Genomic DNA, 14,702 nt, shown 5'->3' with positions numbered 1-14,702 from the left:
CGTCACCTCAGGTTGACGTCGGCCTGGTCGTCGTAGAGCGAGAAGTCGACCAGCGTGCCGAGCATCTGCAGGTAGGCGATGACCGCGTCCATTTCGGTTAGCCGGGCCGGATCGCCGTCGAAGCTGCGCACATTGGCGCCGGGATAACGCTCGAGCAGACCGTTCACCCCGTCGCTGTCGGGGTTGGCCTGGGCCCGCAGATCGGCCAGCGCCTGGTCGACCATCTCCTCGGTGTAGGGCACGCCGAGCGCGCGGTTGGTGGCGATGTCCTTGCGGATCAGATCCGTTCTCAGCTCGTTGCGCGCGAGCCAGGGATAGGCGGGCATGACCGAGGCCGGCACCACGGCGCGTGGGTCGACGAGATGATCGCGGTGCCAGTCGTCCGAATACTTGCCGCCGACGCGCGCGAGATCGGGACCGTTGCGCTTCGATCCCCACTGGAAAGGGTGATCGTACATCGACTCGGCGGCGAGGCTGTAGTGACCGTACCGCTCGACCTCGTCGCGCAGCACCCGGATCATCTGGCTGTGACAGGTGTAGCAACCCTCGCGGATATAGATGTTGCGGCCGGCGAGCTCGAGCGGAGTGTAGGGCCGCATGCCCTCCACCTTCTCGATGGTCGAGCGCAGGTAGAAGTTGGGAACGAGCTCGATGATGCCGCCGATCGCCACGACGATGAGGATGCCGACCGTCAGGACGATCGAGTTCTTCTCGAAGATCGCGTGCTTGTTCGACATGTCGTCCTCACTCGGCGGGCTGGAGAGCGGCACCGGGAACGCGGGCCGGCTCGCCGGCCGGCTCGCCGTGACGAACCGTCATCCAGAGGTTGTAGGCCATGATCAGGGCGCCGACGAGGAACAGCACGCCGCCGAGCGCGCGGATCACGTAGAAGGGGTGCATCGCCTCGACGGTCTCGATGAACGAGTACTCGAGGAAGCCGAGCGGCGTGTAGGCCCGCCACATCAGGCCCTGCATGATGCCCGACACCCACATCGCGGTGATGTAGAGCACGATGCCGATGGTCGCGATCCAGAAGTGCCAGTTGACCAGCTTCAGCGAGTACAGGCCCTTGCGGTTCCACAGCCAGGGCACGAGGCAGTAGATCGCGCCGAAGGAGACGAAACCGACCCAGCCGAGCGCGCCGGAATGGACGTGGCCGATCGTCCAGTCGGTGTAGTGGCTGAGCGAGTTGACCGCGCGGATCGACATCAGCGGGCCCTCGAAGGTCGACATGCCGTAGAAGGCGACCGAAACGACCAGCATGCGCAGCACGGGATCGGTTCTGAGCTTGTCCCAGGCGCCCGACAGCGTCATCAGGCCGTTGATCATGCCGCCCCAGCTCGGCATCCACAGCATGATCGAGAAGGTCATGCCGAGCGTCTGGGCCCATTGCGGCGCGGCGGTGTAGTGCAGGTGATGCGGGCCGGCCCAGATGTAGAGGAAGATCAGCGACCAGAAGTGAACGATCGACAGCCGGTAGGAATAGACAGGGCGCTCCGCCCGCTTCGGCACGAAGTAGTACATGATCGCCAGAAAGCCCGCGGTCAGGAAGAATCCGACCGCATTGTGGCCGTACCACCACTGCGTCATCGCGTCCTGGACGCCGGACCAGACGATGTAGGACTTCGATCCCGTCAGCGAGACCGGCAGCGTTGCGTTGTTGACGATGTGCAGCATCGCGATGGTGACGATGAACGCCAGGTAGAACCAGTTCGCCACGTAGATGTGCGGCTCCTTGCGCTTCCACAGCGTGCCGAGGAAGACGAGGAGGTAGACGACCCAGACGAGGGTGAGCCAGAGATCGGCATACCACTCGGGCTCGGCATATTCCTTGGACTGGGTGACGCCGAGCAGATAGCCGGTCCCGGCAATGAGGATGAAGAAGTTGTAACCCCAGACCACGAACCACGGCCAAAGGCCGCCGGCCATGCGGGTCCGACAGGTCCTCTGCACGACGTACATCGAAGAGGCGAGCAGGACGTTGCCGCCGAACGCGAAGATCACTGCCGAGGTGTGCAGCGGCCTCAGGCGCCCGAAGCTGATCCACGGCAGGTCGAGGTTTAGCGCCGGATAGGCGAGCTGCAGCGCGATGATGACGCCGACGAGGAAGCCGGCAATACCCCAGACCACTGCCAGGGCGGTGGCCAGCTTGACCGGTCCCATCTGATAGTTGGGACGTCCGTCGATCTCCTCCGGAACGTTGCCGAGCCGCTTGGCATAGCCGTTGAACACGCTGAAGGCGCCGATGGCGGCGGCAGCGAGGCCGAGCCAAGCGTGGAAAGCCATCACCGTATCTTCCGCCTTGGCCGCGACCAGCAGCGCGAGGACGACGCAGACGAGGAGCAATGCCGCGACACCGGCTTCATCCAGTGTCAGGGTCTTGGCCGTAAGGGAGCGTGCCATGTCGTTGGTCCGTTTTCGGTCCGATGCCGGGTCCACGATCCGCGACGGATCGCCGTCCGACCCAACGCCGCGAGCCGGATCGGCGCATTGACCTGCATCAAGCGGCGCTGTCCCTTCAGATAATTGTGCCGACTGTCTCCTCGCTGTCTGCGCTGCAGATGTGGCGGCTTGCGCCTTGACGCCGAACCTGCCACTGGGGTTCCGCACCCGCCGGTCGGATCGGACGGGGCGCCCAGCACGGAGCCGCGCAGCCATGCAGAACAAGCGAAACGCCTTCAAGCACGCGATCGCCGCCGGCACTCGGCAGATCGGACTGTGGAGCAGCCTGTGCAGCAATATCGGCGCGGAGATCATCGCGGAGTCCGGCTTCGACTGGATCCTGTTCGACACCGAACATTCCCCTAACGAAGTGCCGGGGCTGGTTGCTCAGCTACAGGCGGCGCAATCGGGGACGGCGACGCCGATCGTCAGGCCGGCATGGAACGATCCGGTCATCATCAAACGCATCCTCGACATTGGCGCCCAGACGATCCTGGTGCCCTTTGTCGAGACGGCGGAGGAGGCGGCGAAGGCCGTTGCGGCCACCCGCTATCCGCCCGAAGGAATCCGCGGGACGTCCGGCTCGTCGCGGGCGGCGCGATACGGCCGGGTGAAGGACTATCTGAAGATTGCCAATCGGGAGATCTGCGTGCTCGTCCAGGTCGAGACGGCGGGCGCGCTCGAGCGCCTCGAGGAGATCGCCGCGGTGCCAGGCGTCGACGGCGTGTTCATCGGCCCGTCCGATCTTGCCGCCTCGCTCGGCCATGTCGGCGAACTCAATCACCCCGAGGTGCAGATGGCGATCGAGGACGCCATGCGCAGGCTGACGCGGCTCGGCAAGCCGCCCGGCATCCTCACCGCCAGCGAGACGGACGCCCAGCGCTACATCGAATGGGGGGCGGTGTTCATCGCGGTCGGTTCCGACGTCGGGCTGCTGGCCCGGGGCGCCGACGCGCTGGCCAGGTCGTTCAGCGCTCTCGGCTAGCGCCGCCATCGCCGCCGCCGCGGCGTCGCAGCGGGGTGTGTCGGCGACCGAAGAGCAGCGGCGACAGCAATGCCAGCGCGGCGAAGCGCACGGTGTGGTGCGCGCCGACATAGGCGGCATCGAGGCCGAGCGCGAAGGCCATCACGGTCATCACCTCGAAGGCGCCTGGGGCGAAGGCGAGGATGGTCAGGCCGAAGGAAAAGCCGAGCAGCCGCGCGGCCAGCAACGCGGCCGCGGCCGACAGCGCGAAGCCCGCCGCGACCACGAGCAGCCCGTCGACGATTCCGCTGCGCAGCGCGGCCCAGCCGAGCCCGGCGAACCGCACACCGACGGCAGCGCCGAGGACGACGAAGGCCGGCAGCAGGGCCTCGTCCGGGACGGGGGCCTGCACAAGTCCCGCCACATGCAGCGCGGCGCTGGCGGCAAGTGCGCCGAGCAGCCAGGGCGCTGGCAGCCTGATCAGGCGGATCGCGACGACTCCGAGCAGGCCGGCACCGGCAAGGATGGCGACGTCCGGAAGGTCCGGCAGCGCGCCAGGGGCGGACGGCGCCGTCTGCGCCGATGGCGGCACGTCGGAGGCCAGCACGATGAGCGGTGGGACGACGATGACCAGGATCGCCACGCGCAGTGCCTGGACAAGCGCGATCCTGGGAACGTCGGCATCGGTCGCATCTGCCAGGGCAAGGATCAGCGACAGCGCGCCTGGCACGCTGGCCAGCATGGCGTCGTCGCGCTGCCAGCCGCGCCAGCGGATCAGCACCAGCGCGGCACCGAGCGAGACGACCGGCAGTGTCAGCAGCATCAGCAGCAGCGACGCTGGCCAGCGGCCGATCTGCGTGACCGTCTGAGGCGTCAGCGCCGCGCCGATGCTGAGCCCGAGGACGAAGAAGGTGAGTTCCCGCAGCCAGAGCGGCAGATGCAGGGGAACGCCGGCGAGGGCGGCGGCCGCGACCACTACCATTGCCCCGGAGATCCAGGGAACCGGAAATCCGGCGCCCCAGAACACCAGGCTCCCGGCGATGGCCAGCGCCAGGGTCGTGGCGAGCCGCGCAGCCGGCGAGACGATTCCCGGTCCGACGTCGTGGCCAACCATTCCCGCTCCCGTGTTCCGCGATGCGGCTCGAGCTTAGAGGTCCGGCGCCGGCGCGACCAGCGCCGGGGTTGATCAACCGCAAGGACGCCAGCGCATGGCTCGACGAGGATGCCGGCATGAAACCCGGCCTCATCGCCCACGCGACCCGCAACGTTCCCCGCTACACCTCCTATCCGACGGCGCCGCATTTCCGCGATGCAATCGCAAGCGCGGATTATGGGGCGCTGCTCGCGGCATTGCCTGGCGACACGCGACTGTCGGTCTATCTCCACGTGCCGTTCTGCCGCGAGATCTGCCACTACTGCGGCTGCCACACCAAGGCGGCACGCCGACCGGAACCGGTCGCCGCCTATGCAGCCCTGCTCCGCCGCGAGATCGCGCTGGTAGCGAGCCGGCTGCCGGAACGTCTGCCGGTCGTGCACATCCATTGGGGCGGCGGCACGCCGAGCCTGCTCGCCGCCGCCGACTTTGCTGCGACGGTACGGCTCCTGCGCGAGCGTCTTGCGGTCGATCCGAAGGCAGAGCACGCCATCGAGCTCGATCCGCGCACCGTCGGCGAGGAGCTGGTGGCGAGCCTGGCGGCGGCCGGGGTCAATCGTGCAAGTCTCGGCGTTCAGGACTTCAACGAGACCGTGCAGCGCGCGATCGGCCGCATCCAGCCCTTCGCAACCGTTGCCAATGTCGTCGCGCGCTTGCGCAGCGTCGGTATCGGCGCCATCAATCTCGACCTCATGTACGGCCTGCCGCACCAGACGGTGGCCGATGTCGCGCGCACGGCCGATCTCGCCGCGAGCCTGTCGCCGGGCCGCATCGCACTGTTCGGCTATGCGCATGTGCCCTGGATGAAGACGCACCAGCGGCTGATCGACGCCGCCGCCCTGCCGGGCGCGATCGCGCGGATGGAGCAGGCCGAGGCCGCGGCGCAGCAGCTCGAGGCGGCCGGCTATATCCGCATCGGCATCGACCACTTCGCCCGGCGCGACGATCCGCTGGCGATCGCAGCAGCGACCGGGAGCCTGCGCCGCAACTTCCAGGGCTATACCACCGACCCCGCCGACGCCCTGATCGGGCTCGGCGCCTCCGCGATCGGACGCCTGCCGCGCACCTATGTGCAGAATGCTCCCGATATCGGCGGCTGGCGACGCGCCATCGAGGGCGGCCGCCTGCCGGTTGTCCGAGGCAAGCATCTTTGCCGGGAGGACCTCGCCCGGGCCGAGATCATCGAACGGATCATGTGCGAATTCGCGGTGGATGCCGATGCCATCTTCCGCGCGCACGGCCTCGACCCGGCCGGGCTGGCCGGGTCCTTGGCGGCGCTCGATCCGTTGCGGCGGGACGGACTCGTCACGATCGAGGGACTGCGGCTTCACATTCCTGCCCCGATGCGCGCCTTCGCCCGACTGGTCGCCTCGGCCTTCGACGCCTACCTGAACCAGGGCGCCGCCCGTCACTCGGTCGCCGTGTAGCAGCAGCGGCCGGTACAAAAAAAAGCGCCGCATCCGGGGATGCGGCGCAGTCGGCAAGAGGCTCGTCACGTCCGGGCGCGTCGGCCCGGACGAAAGGGAGTCAGGCGGCTCCGGCGATATCGTTCATGGCCTCGACGTCGACGATGCGGACCCGATCCTGCTTCTCGAGCGCGATCAGCCCGCGGCGCTTGAGTTCGGAGAACGAGCGGGACACCGTCTCTATGGTCAGGCCGAGATAGTCGGCGATCTCCTGACGAGTCATCGGCAGGCGCACGACAGGACGCTCGTCCGTCGCCCGCCGCGCGCTGGCAAGCTGGAGGAGGAAGCTCGCGACGCGCTCCATCGCCGACTTGCGGCCGAGCAGCACGGCGTGCTCGTGCATCGCCTCGAGCTGGGCCAGCATCTGACGGGCAAGCAGCCGCTGGAAGCCGCATGATCTTTCCGCACCCCGCCGGTCGTAAGTGCGGATGCGGGCGGCGGTCAGGGTCTCGGCCGACGCATCGCGGCAGGCGCCCCTTGCGAACCCGAAGATGTCGCCGGGGCCGAGCAGTTCGACCACCTGACGGCGGCCATCGGGAAGCAGCTTGTAGAGCATCACGGCCCCGTCGATGACCTGGCAGATCGTGTCGGCCGGGTCGCCCTCGAAGAAGATGGTGGCGTGCTGGGCATACTGCGCGACGGTGGAGCCCCGCACCACCGGCTCCAGGCCCAGCGCCCGGAACTCGGGGGCCAGACAGTCGCCGAGGCCGACCGAGTCGTTCAGCTGCGACCTCTGTACTGCCGTATTCATCGCGACCTCCCGGCTCGCTGCAACCGCGTGACGTGCAGGCAAGGGGTACCCTTTCCAGACGGCACGCGTAATTCGTGTGGCTACCTACGGAAGAACACGTAGGCGCCGCGACCGTCCTGACCGCGGCCGATTCCCGCAGTCGCAGGACCCGGTCGCGTGTCGGGACTTGCGGCGAAACAGGGACGAATCAGAGCGGATTCTCGCCGAGGCGCAGTCCGGGATCGGCGAGCCCGTGCAGCCGCACGGCCGCCAGTCGTGCAAAGCGCAGCGTCATCGCCTTGCGCGTCGCCGGCGCCAGTCGGTGCTCCGGCGCTGCCCGCAGGATCTCCGCTCCGTAGGCATCGGCACGGATGAAGCCGGTGTCGGCGGGAAAGAGGCCGATATCGAGTTGCGGCGGCGCGGCAAAGAACAGCCGGTCGCAATGCAGCCTGTAGTCTGGCCACTTGCCGTCAACCCTGAGATCCTGAACGCTCGATTTGATCTCGACGATCCAGACCTCGCCCGTGTCGGTCAGGGCGACGATATCGGCGCGCCGGCCGGAGGCAAGCGGCATCTCGGTGAGCATGGCAAGGCCAAGCGCCCGCAACAGCCGCCCGGTCCCGCGCTGCACGATCAACGCGGTTTCCGACTGCCGGCCATCGGTCAGGACAGAGGGGTCGATCATCCGGCGCGCAGTCACTCCTGGATCGTCTCCAGATAGGCGATGATCGCGCTGATCTCCTCCGGATCGAACACGAATTCCGGCATCTGCACCGTCGAATGGCCGACGACGATGCCCTCGGCCAGCGCCTCCTCGAGATGGTTCAGCGGCCAGCGCCGCGCCAGTATCCGGAACGCCGGCGCCGCCGGATCGGGGCTGGCGCCGGCATGCCCCACGGCATGGCAGGGTGCACAGTTCGCGGTGACGATGGCCCGGCCTGTCTCGACCGGATCGGCAGCGACCGGTGCGGCTGCGGCGGTCAGTCCGATGGCCAGTGTGGCTGCAACAGCAAGTCTCACGGCATGCCGTCCTGCAAGCGCGCGCCACGGCGATTCGCGGCGGGCGGATGGTTCACAGGCTAGGACCTCCGGACATCCAGCGGAATCGGGGAAACTACGCAGACGTGCCGAATTCGGCCCGCACCTTGTCGATGAGCGCCTCGGCGGCGATCTCGAGCGCGCCGAACTGCGCATAGAGGTCGAAGCCGTTGGTGCGCTGCAGGCTGCGGCCGGTTCCCGACGACAGCAACCAGACATCGCCGCGGGTGTTGCTTTCCAGGACGAACAGTTCCCCCGTGTCGGCATCGCGCACGATGTCGTGCCCGAGAAGCGGGATCTCGGGAAACGCCGCGTGCGCACGCTCGCCGAGGGCGATCACCTCGGGATCGTCGGCGAGCGTATAGCGCGAACTCTTCTTGTTGGAGACGACCGGAGCGCCGCCGACCCCGTTGGCTCCCTTGAAGGCATCGCGCGATTCAAGCGGGCGGAAGCTGCGGTCGGCCTCGCAGTGCACCGCGAACAGGGTCCGTCCGAACAGCGTCGTCACGCGGAAATGATTCGCCCAACGGCCGGTGTAGACGAATTTCTGCGCGAGCATCGGCGAATGACGACCGGGATGATCCGCCTCGAAGCTCTCCGGCGGCTGGTAGCGCACCCGCCGGGTCCGCTTGATGACAATCCCCGCGGCCTTGCGGGCGAGGTCCGGCTTGACGATGACATAGTCGCCCCAATGGCTTGGGTCGAGGCTGGTATCGGGGACGATCACCTCCCAGTCCGGTACCGGGATGCCGGCGGCGCGATAGCGGCGATATTGCTCGCTCTTGGGCAGATCGTGCCCCTCGTAGACGCGGCCATGCAGCACCCGGAAGCGCTTGCGGGGCATCATCGAGACGACCATCGTCGGACGCAGGGCTGCCCTGAGCACGATGCCGAGCTCGCGTTCCTTGCCCTTGGCGATCATCACACCTATCTCCGGCGCACGCGCCCGGATCAGCCGCGCGATCTCGCGGAAGTCGTCGAGCGACTGCCGTTCGGGCCAATGGACGAGAATCAGATTGGGCATCGGGGACGTCGGCGATTGTCTGCGGTCGGCAGTTGCCTAAGAGATCGGCCCATCCCGGTCAAACGATCCGGTTGCGAAGGACGATTGAGATGACGACGGGGACCCGCGTGCGCGACCTGCGCGACTGGATACTCGAGGAAGGACATTCCAGCCCCGACCTTGGCAGCTTCATCGGCCGGCTCGGCGAGCGGCTCGTCGCCGACGGCGTGCCGGTCTACAGGCTGACCACGGGCATCCCGATCCTGCATCCGCTGATCCGCGCCGAAACGGCGCTGTGGATCGAGGGGCAGGGCGTGTCCTGGCGGCAGTTCCCGCAGTCGCTGGTGAACGACCGGATATTCACCAACAGTCCACTGTATCACGTCTACACGTCGGGCCGGACGGTCCGTGTCGCGGTGAGCCCGACACCCGAACCGGGGGAGTTCGGCATCCTGGCCGATCTGAGAGCCGATGGCGCGACGGACTATGTCGCCTTTCCGCTGCGCTATTCCGACGGCAGCTTCAAGTCGCTGACGATGGCGACGCGCCGCGCGGGGGGCTTCTCGGCCGACGACATCGCGCTGTTCGAATCGATCCTGCATCCGGTCGCGATCGTCTTCGAGGTGCACAGCCAGCGCCGCTCGGCGCTGACATTGCTCGGCACCTATCTCGGCCGGTCGACGGCGCCGCGGGTGCTTGCCGGGGACATCCGGCGCGGCGACGGTGAGCAGATCGAGGCGGTGATCTGGTTCTCCGACCTGCGCGGCTTTACCGACCTGTCCGGCGAATTCACGCCGCGCGAGCTGGTCGACGTTCTCGACTTCTACTTCGAGACGATGACCGACGCCGTCGAGGAGCGGGGCGGGGAAGTGCTGAAGTTCATCGGCGACGCGGTGCTGGCGATCTTCCCCTACGCCAACGAACAGGAGGCGCGGCAGGCCGCGGCCAATGCCCTGGACGCCGCGCAGGCCGCCGTCCTCAACCTCCAGGACATCCACGACCGGGACTGCGCTGCCTGCGCATCGCGGCTGTCGGTCGGGATCTCGCTGCATGTCGGCGCCGTGTTCTACGGCAATGTCGGCGGCCGCGAACGGCTCGACTTCACCGTGGTCGGCGAGGCGGTGAACATCGGCAGCCGGATCAACGGGCTGACCCGCGATCTGGACGTTCCGGTGCTGGCCAGCGAGGACTTCGTGGAATACGCGCCGGCGGTGTTCGAGGAGATGGGCATCTACACGCTGCGCGGGGTGCGGCGACCGCAACGGGTGTTCCGGCCGGCGGCGACCGTGCCGCTGATGGCCGGGCCGATGCTTCAGAACGTCAGCTCGAGGCCCTGACGTCCGATGATGGCGCCCGGATGCATGACCCGGGCGAGCTCGGCGATGCGGTCCAGTTCGAGGTCCGTGCGGTCGGGATGATGATGGACAATGACCGGGATCCGCACCTCGGCCCGGTTGGCAAGCTCGAGCCCCTTCTGCCAGGTCGAATGGCCCCATCCGACGAAGTTGCCATATTCGGCGTCCTCGAACATTCCATCATAGAGCATGACGTCGGCGCCCTGCACGAACGCCTCCACTGCGGCATCGACCGCAGGATCGCCGTGTTCGTGATCGGTGACGGTGACGAGCGTGCGGCCGCCGGCGCGGAAGCGGAAGCCGGTCGCGCCGTTGGGGTGGTTGAGTGCGAGCGTCTCGACAATCACGTCGCCGGCAAGTCTCACCGGGTCGGGCGGTACGAACCGCAGGCACTCGCACGCGGCCAGGCAATCGAATGCGACCGGAAAGATCGGTGGCGACATGATGCGGCAGATTGCCGCGCGCGGATCCATCTCTGGTGCCAGATGGCCGGACCACAGCCGCAGCGTGGTCGCGGGATTGTAGGCGGGCGCGAAGAACGGCAGACCGCAGATGTGATCGAGGTGGAAGTGGCTGAACAGGATGTCGATTTCGTTCACACCCTGCTCGGTCAGCCGGCGCGCCAGCGCCCGGGCGCCGGACCCGCAGTCGATGAGCACGGACCGGCCGCCGATGACGACCTCGAGCGATGTCGTCTCGCCGCCGTAGCGCTCGGTATCCGGTCCCGCCGATGGCGTCGAGCCGCGGGCGCCCCAGATGCGCAGCGTCATCGCCGGTCCGATACCGCTCATCAGGCCGCTCCGATGTCGGCGAGCTTGCCGCGCACATCGGCGAGGTCGCGTGTCGTGCGTTCCAGCCGGCGCGCGAGAACGCGCATCACCTCCAGCGACACCTCCGGAAATTCCTTGAGCAGCTTGAAGAAGTTGTCCTTGGAAATGTTCAGGGCGACGAGGTCGCTGGCGGCCGTGACGGTCGCTGTCCGCGGCGTGTCACACAGGATGGCGATCTCGCCGACGACGTCGTTCTGCCTGATCTCGGCGACCTTGCGCAGATGGCCGCCGCCGGTGTCGACCAGCACGTCCGCCATGCCGGACAGGATGATGTAGGCCGAGTCGCCGGGCTCGCCCTGCTTGCACAGCACCTCGCCCGGCCGGAACGTGATCCGCTCGCTGATGAAGGCAAGGAGCCTCAGCTTCGCCGGTTCGATGCCCTTGAACATCGGGATGCTGCGCAGCGATTCGACTTCCGAGTTGATGCTCATCTCGTCCGTCCCGTTCTCCGGCTTGCCCTCAGGTCCCGAGGCCGGCCGCGGACACCTCGTCGAAGGTGCCGACCATGGCGACCCGGCCCGAACGAAGCACGATCACCCTGTCGAACTCCCGCGCCGCCTCGATCGTTTCCTGTCCCACGACCAGCGTGCTGTCGGCGAGTTCGGCCCGGACTGCCGACAACATGCCAGGATCCTGCGACAGGGCGCCGACGCCGTCCAGAATCGCGATCGCCGGCCGCTTCATCAGCGCCCTGACCAGTGCGATGCGCTGGCGCTGGCCTGGCGACAGGCGCGAGCCGGCGACGCCGACGTTGAAATCGAGACCGGCGCGCTGGATTCGATGCTGCAGGCCCATTTCCTCGATCACGCCGCGGATGATCCGGTCAACGCGCTCGCGGCTGCCGCGCCGGTCGACGCGCGACTTGCCGAACAGGACATTGTCCTCGACCGACAATGGTGCGATCAGCAGTTCCGGATCGAACGGAACGAACCTGCCATTGCCCTCGTCGCCGATCAGCTTCCGGAATCGCGGCCGCGCCTCGATGATGCGGCGGATGCGGCTCTCGTCGAGGATGTCGAGGCGGTGCCGGGCCGGTACCAGCTCGAAGGCCAGTCCGATGAGGTCGGCGCGTTCGCTCTTCGGGATCCTGGTCAGGCCCTGCTTGTCGATGCGCTTGAGCAGCCGGTCGTAGGCCGGCAGCTCGTCAGGGGTGATGAAGCTGTATTCGGCCAGCAGCGAGCCCTCGCCGCTGAGTTGGGCAAACAGCTCGACCATGGTTCGGGCTATCTCGATGCCCATTGCCAGGAATTCGTCGAGCAGCCCCGACTCCTCCAGGAACTTCACCACCAGGGGGTCGCGGGGCAACTGGCCCATCCTGATCGACGGATCGGACGGAAGCGCGAACAGCACGTTTTCGGCGAGCGTGGCGCTGTTGTTGAGGCGGCCTGCGTCCCACAACTCGACGAGATCGGCAGCCTGCGGATCGGCGGCGATCCGCTCGGTGGCGCGCTTGCGGGCGGCGATCAGCTCCGCGACCGGAGCGTCGGGCGCCGAGGGATCGATACGGGCGCTGAGACCGAGACGAAAGATGTCGTCGGCGAGCCCGACCATCGCCATCAGCTGCAGGCAGCGGTCGTCGATCTCGGCCGGCGAACTGAGCCCTGCCTCGGCCAGATCCTCCCACGCCACCCCGATCGGCATCGGGGTGTTGCCGGTGTTCTCGGCCTCGATCTTCTTGCGCGCATCCAGTGGCGTCGTCGGCCAGCCCTCCGGCAGAATCGGGCGGTGGCGCAGCCCGTAGGTGAGGTTGCCGCGGATCGTCTCGGTGAACACATAGGGGTTCGGCCCGACATAGCCGATCGAGCGGCCGAGCACTGCCTCGGGCAGCGTGGCGAGATCGCGGCCGCCGATCCGTACATGGCCGGCGGCGGGCACCGCGAGCCCCGCCATCAGCTCGAGGAGTTCGCTGCGACCATCCGTGTCGTCGCCGACAACGGCGGCGAGCGTGCCCTTCGGTATGGAGAAGGCGACGTCGGTCAGCGGCGGGCCGCCCGCTGCGTAGCTCACGCCCTTCAGCTCGATGTCGCCCGACAGCCTGTCGCCGGGCGTTGCGTCGCCGACAACGAGCTCGACCGGCTTGACGTCGGGAACATCGAAGTTCTCGACCACGGTCTGGTACTTGATCTCGACGTCGGCGCGAGCCTGATAGAAGTCGAGCAGTTCCTTCCAGGGGCCTGCGAGATCCTTGTAGGCGGCCAGCACCGCCACCAGCGCGCCGAAGCTGAGCTCGCCCTTGATGACCAGGTAGCCGCCGATCGAATAGAAGAAGAACGGTGTCAGCTGGTTGATGAAGTTGTTCAGAAACTTGATCAGGAAGCGCAGCTGGAAGCCGCGGTAGCGGATGTCGAAGTTGGTATAGAGCCGCTCCGAGAGATCGGCAAGATGCCACATCGCCGCGTCATTGGCATGAATCTCGCGGATTCCCGAAATCGTCTCGCCGATCCGATCGGCCATGCGACGGACATTGATGACGCGCTCGCGGGCGAGCTTGTTGACCTTCGCCTGCAGCTTGGGAATGATCCACATCTGCACGGGATAGAGCGCGATCGCCGCGGCACCCAGCAGCACGTCCTGGGCGAAGATGAAGTACAGATAGACGCACAGCGTGCCGCCCTGGAACGCCGGCAGCGCGATCGCGTCGCCGATATAGTTGCCGAGCGGCTCGACCTCCGAGGTGATCATCGGGATGATCTCGCCCTGGCTGACCTGCCGGAAGCGCGGCAGCCTGAAGCGCAGGACGCGCAGATACAGGTCGTAGCGCAGCCGCCGCAGCATCCGCTCGCCGAGCAGGTTCTTGGCGGTGTTGAGCCAGAACTTGATGCCGTTGTTGATGATCACCAGCGCGAGGAAGGCGAAGCACAGCACCAGCAGGTAGGGGACCTGCTGCAACTCGAGGCCGATGAACGGCAATGGCTGCGGCCAGTCGGTCCCCTGCAGCGCCTGGTTGACGATCAGCTTCGGCAGTTCGAGGGAGTAGTAGAGGATCGGGAACGACAGCACCGTCACCAGCAGGATGATGATCTGCTGGCGCTTGCTGTACTTCCAGATGAACCGGAAGAGCGATGGCTCCACTGATGACCCCCGCGTCGCGCCGGTTGCCGACGGTCTCGTCCGGCGCCGCGCCGGCCCCAGCGGCTGACCATATCCGCTTCGCCGGACGCCGTGAACGGTCTTGCGGGGGGCAACCGGCGGCGACCGGTCGGCGTCATCGTCGGCAGTAGAGGAAGTAGCGGCCCGGCCGGATGCCGGCGGGCAGCGCCAGGGGCGTGAAGCTCGGCAGATCGAGCTCGTGGCCGCACGCCACGATGCCGCCGGGGGCAGTCAGCTCCGCCACCATCGGCGACAGCCAGGCCCGCCGCGCCAGGTCGTCAGTCGGATCGCCGTTCGACAGGTCGGCGTGAATCAGCGCCGCTGCACCGCCCACCCGCGGGCGGCAAAACGGAAGCGTGTCGCGAATTTCGCCGAGGATGACGTGATCGGCGTCGGGAATCGAACTCGGCGCGGCGGTGATGCGGCGCTCGAACACGAAGATCTCCCGGTCCGGCAGGATTTCCCGCAGGTGGCTGTAGGTGCGTCCGTTGCCGAGGCCGAGCTCCAGCACCGGGCCCGGGACCGCCGCGATCAGACCTGCGACATGGTTGAGGATGTCGCGCTGGGCGACCAGCCGGTTGATCATGCTGTCGAGGCGGCTCATCCGGTTCCCCAGCCGAGTTGTCCCGTG

14 protein-coding genes are annotated in these 14,702 nt (G+C 67.4%); 3 read left to right on the top strand and 11 right to left on the bottom strand.

Features of this window, described 5'->3' with window-relative positions:
- Nucleotides 1-2 precede the first annotated feature (2 nt).
- The gene (ccoO, locus tag EDC22_RS12905; RefSeq protein ID WP_132807074.1) at nt 3-737 is read right to left on the bottom strand and encodes a cytochrome-c oxidase, cbb3-type subunit II; all 735 of its coding nucleotides are present in this window, start codon (nt 735-737) and stop codon (nt 3-5) included.
- A 7-nt stretch (nt 738-744) separates the two neighbouring features.
- The gene (ccoN, locus tag EDC22_RS12900; RefSeq protein WP_425385533.1) at nt 745-2,286 is read right to left on the bottom strand and encodes a cytochrome-c oxidase, cbb3-type subunit I; all 1,542 of its coding nucleotides are present in this window, start codon (nt 2,284-2,286) and stop codon (nt 745-747) included.
- A gap of 370 nt (nt 2,287-2,656) precedes the next feature.
- Here ccoN and EDC22_RS12895 point away from each other — a divergent pair, with 370 nt between their 5' ends.
- On the top strand, nt 2,657-3,427 hold the full coding sequence (locus tag EDC22_RS12895; protein ID WP_132807072.1) for an HpcH/HpaI aldolase family protein: 771 nt from the start codon (nt 2,657-2,659) through the stop codon (nt 3,425-3,427).
- Here EDC22_RS12895 and EDC22_RS12890 read toward each other — a convergent pair.
- Entirely contained in the window at nt 3,411-4,520 is a 1,110-nt protein-coding gene (locus EDC22_RS12890) for an AbrB family transcriptional regulator (RefSeq protein ID WP_132807071.1), read from the bottom strand. The genes EDC22_RS12895 and EDC22_RS12890 overlap by 17 nt on opposite strands.
- A 116-nt stretch (nt 4,521-4,636) precedes the next feature.
- Here EDC22_RS12890 and hemN point away from each other — a divergent pair, with 116 nt between their 5' ends.
- Entirely contained in the window at nt 4,637-5,986 is a 1,350-nt protein-coding gene (gene hemN / locus EDC22_RS12885; RefSeq protein ID WP_132807070.1) for an oxygen-independent coproporphyrinogen III oxidase, read from the top strand.
- A gap of 100 nt (nt 5,987-6,086) precedes the next feature.
- Here the strand turns inward: hemN and EDC22_RS12880 are convergent, their stop codons facing one another.
- The 4 genes from EDC22_RS12880 to EDC22_RS12865 form a co-directional block, all read right to left on the bottom strand.
- Entirely contained in the window at nt 6,087-6,776 is a 690-nt protein-coding gene (locus EDC22_RS12880; protein ID WP_132807069.1) for a helix-turn-helix domain-containing protein, read from the bottom strand.
- A gap of 187 nt (nt 6,777-6,963) precedes the next feature.
- Nucleotides 6,964-7,440, bottom strand: a complete 477-nt coding sequence (locus EDC22_RS12875; RefSeq protein ID WP_132807101.1) for an MmcB family DNA repair protein — start codon at nt 7,438-7,440, stop codon at nt 6,964-6,966.
- An 11-nt stretch (nt 7,441-7,451) separates the two neighbouring features.
- Nucleotides 7,452-7,775: a c-type cytochrome gene (locus EDC22_RS12870; protein ID WP_245499751.1), complete on the bottom strand. Its 324-nt coding sequence runs from the start codon at nt 7,773-7,775 to the stop codon at nt 7,452-7,454.
- Between the two features lie 94 nt (nt 7,776-7,869).
- A complete protein-coding gene (locus tag EDC22_RS12865; protein WP_132807067.1) occupies nt 7,870-8,817 on the bottom strand; it encodes an ATP-grasp domain-containing protein in 948 nt (315 codons plus the stop codon).
- An 89-nt stretch (nt 8,818-8,906) separates the two neighbouring features.
- Here EDC22_RS12865 and EDC22_RS12860 point away from each other — a divergent pair, with 89 nt between their 5' ends.
- Nucleotides 8,907-10,133, top strand: coding sequence for an adenylate/guanylate cyclase domain-containing protein (locus tag EDC22_RS12860; protein WP_132807066.1), 1,227 nt, complete (start codon nt 8,907-8,909; stop codon nt 10,131-10,133).
- On the opposite strand, the gene EDC22_RS12855 is transcribed toward EDC22_RS12860, so the two are convergent.
- From EDC22_RS12855 to EDC22_RS12840, 4 genes are all read right to left on the bottom strand, one after another.
- Nucleotides 10,109-10,942, bottom strand: coding sequence for an MBL fold metallo-hydrolase (locus EDC22_RS12855; RefSeq protein ID WP_132807065.1), 834 nt, complete (start codon nt 10,940-10,942; stop codon nt 10,109-10,111). The genes EDC22_RS12860 and EDC22_RS12855 overlap by 25 nt on opposite strands.
- Nucleotides 10,942-11,412: a cyclic nucleotide-binding domain-containing protein gene (locus tag EDC22_RS12850; RefSeq protein WP_132807064.1), complete on the bottom strand. Its 471-nt coding sequence runs from the start codon at nt 11,410-11,412 to the stop codon at nt 10,942-10,944. Before EDC22_RS12850 ends, EDC22_RS12855 begins: the two co-directional genes overlap by 1 nt.
- A gap of 28 nt (nt 11,413-11,440) precedes the next feature.
- Nucleotides 11,441-14,053, bottom strand: coding sequence for an ABC transporter transmembrane domain-containing protein (locus EDC22_RS12845; protein WP_132807063.1), 2,613 nt, complete (start codon nt 14,051-14,053; stop codon nt 11,441-11,443).
- A gap of 133 nt (nt 14,054-14,186) precedes the next feature.
- Nucleotides 14,187-14,675: a class I SAM-dependent methyltransferase gene (locus EDC22_RS12840; RefSeq protein ID WP_132807062.1), complete on the bottom strand. Its 489-nt coding sequence runs from the start codon at nt 14,673-14,675 to the stop codon at nt 14,187-14,189.
- Nucleotides 14,676-14,702 lie beyond the last annotated feature (27 nt).

The sequence above is a fragment of the Tepidamorphus gemmatus genome (genome assembly GCF_004346195.1).
Classification (GTDB): domain Bacteria; phylum Pseudomonadota; class Alphaproteobacteria; order Rhizobiales; family Tepidamorphaceae; genus Tepidamorphus; species Tepidamorphus gemmatus.
Note: the sequence above shows the minus strand (reverse complement) of the source record. Positions and strands in the feature narration are given on the sequence as shown.

What these genes read in the sequence shown, in the direction of transcription:
- EDC22_RS12875 (WP_132807101.1), bottom strand. Translation starts at nt 7,440, where the DNA reads ATGATCGACCCCTCTGTCCTGACCGATGGCCGGCAGTCGGAAACCGCG.
- ccoN (WP_425385533.1), bottom strand. Translation starts at nt 2,286, where the DNA reads ATGGCTTTCCACGCTTGGCTCGGCCTCGCTGCCGCCGCCATCGGCGCC.
- EDC22_RS12865 (WP_132807067.1), bottom strand. Translation starts at nt 8,817, where the DNA reads ATGCCCAATCTGATTCTCGTCCATTGGCCCGAACGGCAGTCGCTCGAC.
- EDC22_RS12840 (WP_132807062.1), bottom strand. Translation starts at nt 14,675, where the DNA reads ATGAGCCGCCTCGACAGCATGATCAACCGGCTGGTCGCCCAGCGCGAC.
- EDC22_RS12880 (WP_132807069.1), bottom strand. Translation starts at nt 6,776, where the DNA reads ATGAATACGGCAGTACAGAGGTCGCAGCTGAACGACTCGGTCGGCCTC.
- EDC22_RS12850 (WP_132807064.1), bottom strand. Translation starts at nt 11,412, where the DNA reads ATGAGCATCAACTCGGAAGTCGAATCGCTGCGCAGCATCCCGATGTTC.
- ccoO (WP_132807074.1), bottom strand. Translation starts at nt 737, where the DNA reads ATGTCGAACAAGCACGCGATCTTCGAGAAGAACTCGATCGTCCTGACG.
- hemN (WP_132807070.1), top strand. Translation starts at nt 4,637, where the DNA reads ATGAAACCCGGCCTCATCGCCCACGCGACCCGCAACGTTCCCCGCTAC.
- EDC22_RS12890 (WP_132807071.1), bottom strand. Translation starts at nt 4,520, where the DNA reads ATGGTTGGCCACGACGTCGGACCGGGAATCGTCTCGCCGGCTGCGCGG.
- EDC22_RS12895 (WP_132807072.1), top strand. Translation starts at nt 2,657, where the DNA reads ATGCAGAACAAGCGAAACGCCTTCAAGCACGCGATCGCCGCCGGCACT.
- EDC22_RS12860 (WP_132807066.1), top strand. Translation starts at nt 8,907, where the DNA reads ATGACGACGGGGACCCGCGTGCGCGACCTGCGCGACTGGATACTCGAG.
- EDC22_RS12855 (WP_132807065.1), bottom strand. Translation starts at nt 10,942, where the DNA reads ATGAGCGGTATCGGACCGGCGATGACGCTGCGCATCTGGGGCGCCCGC.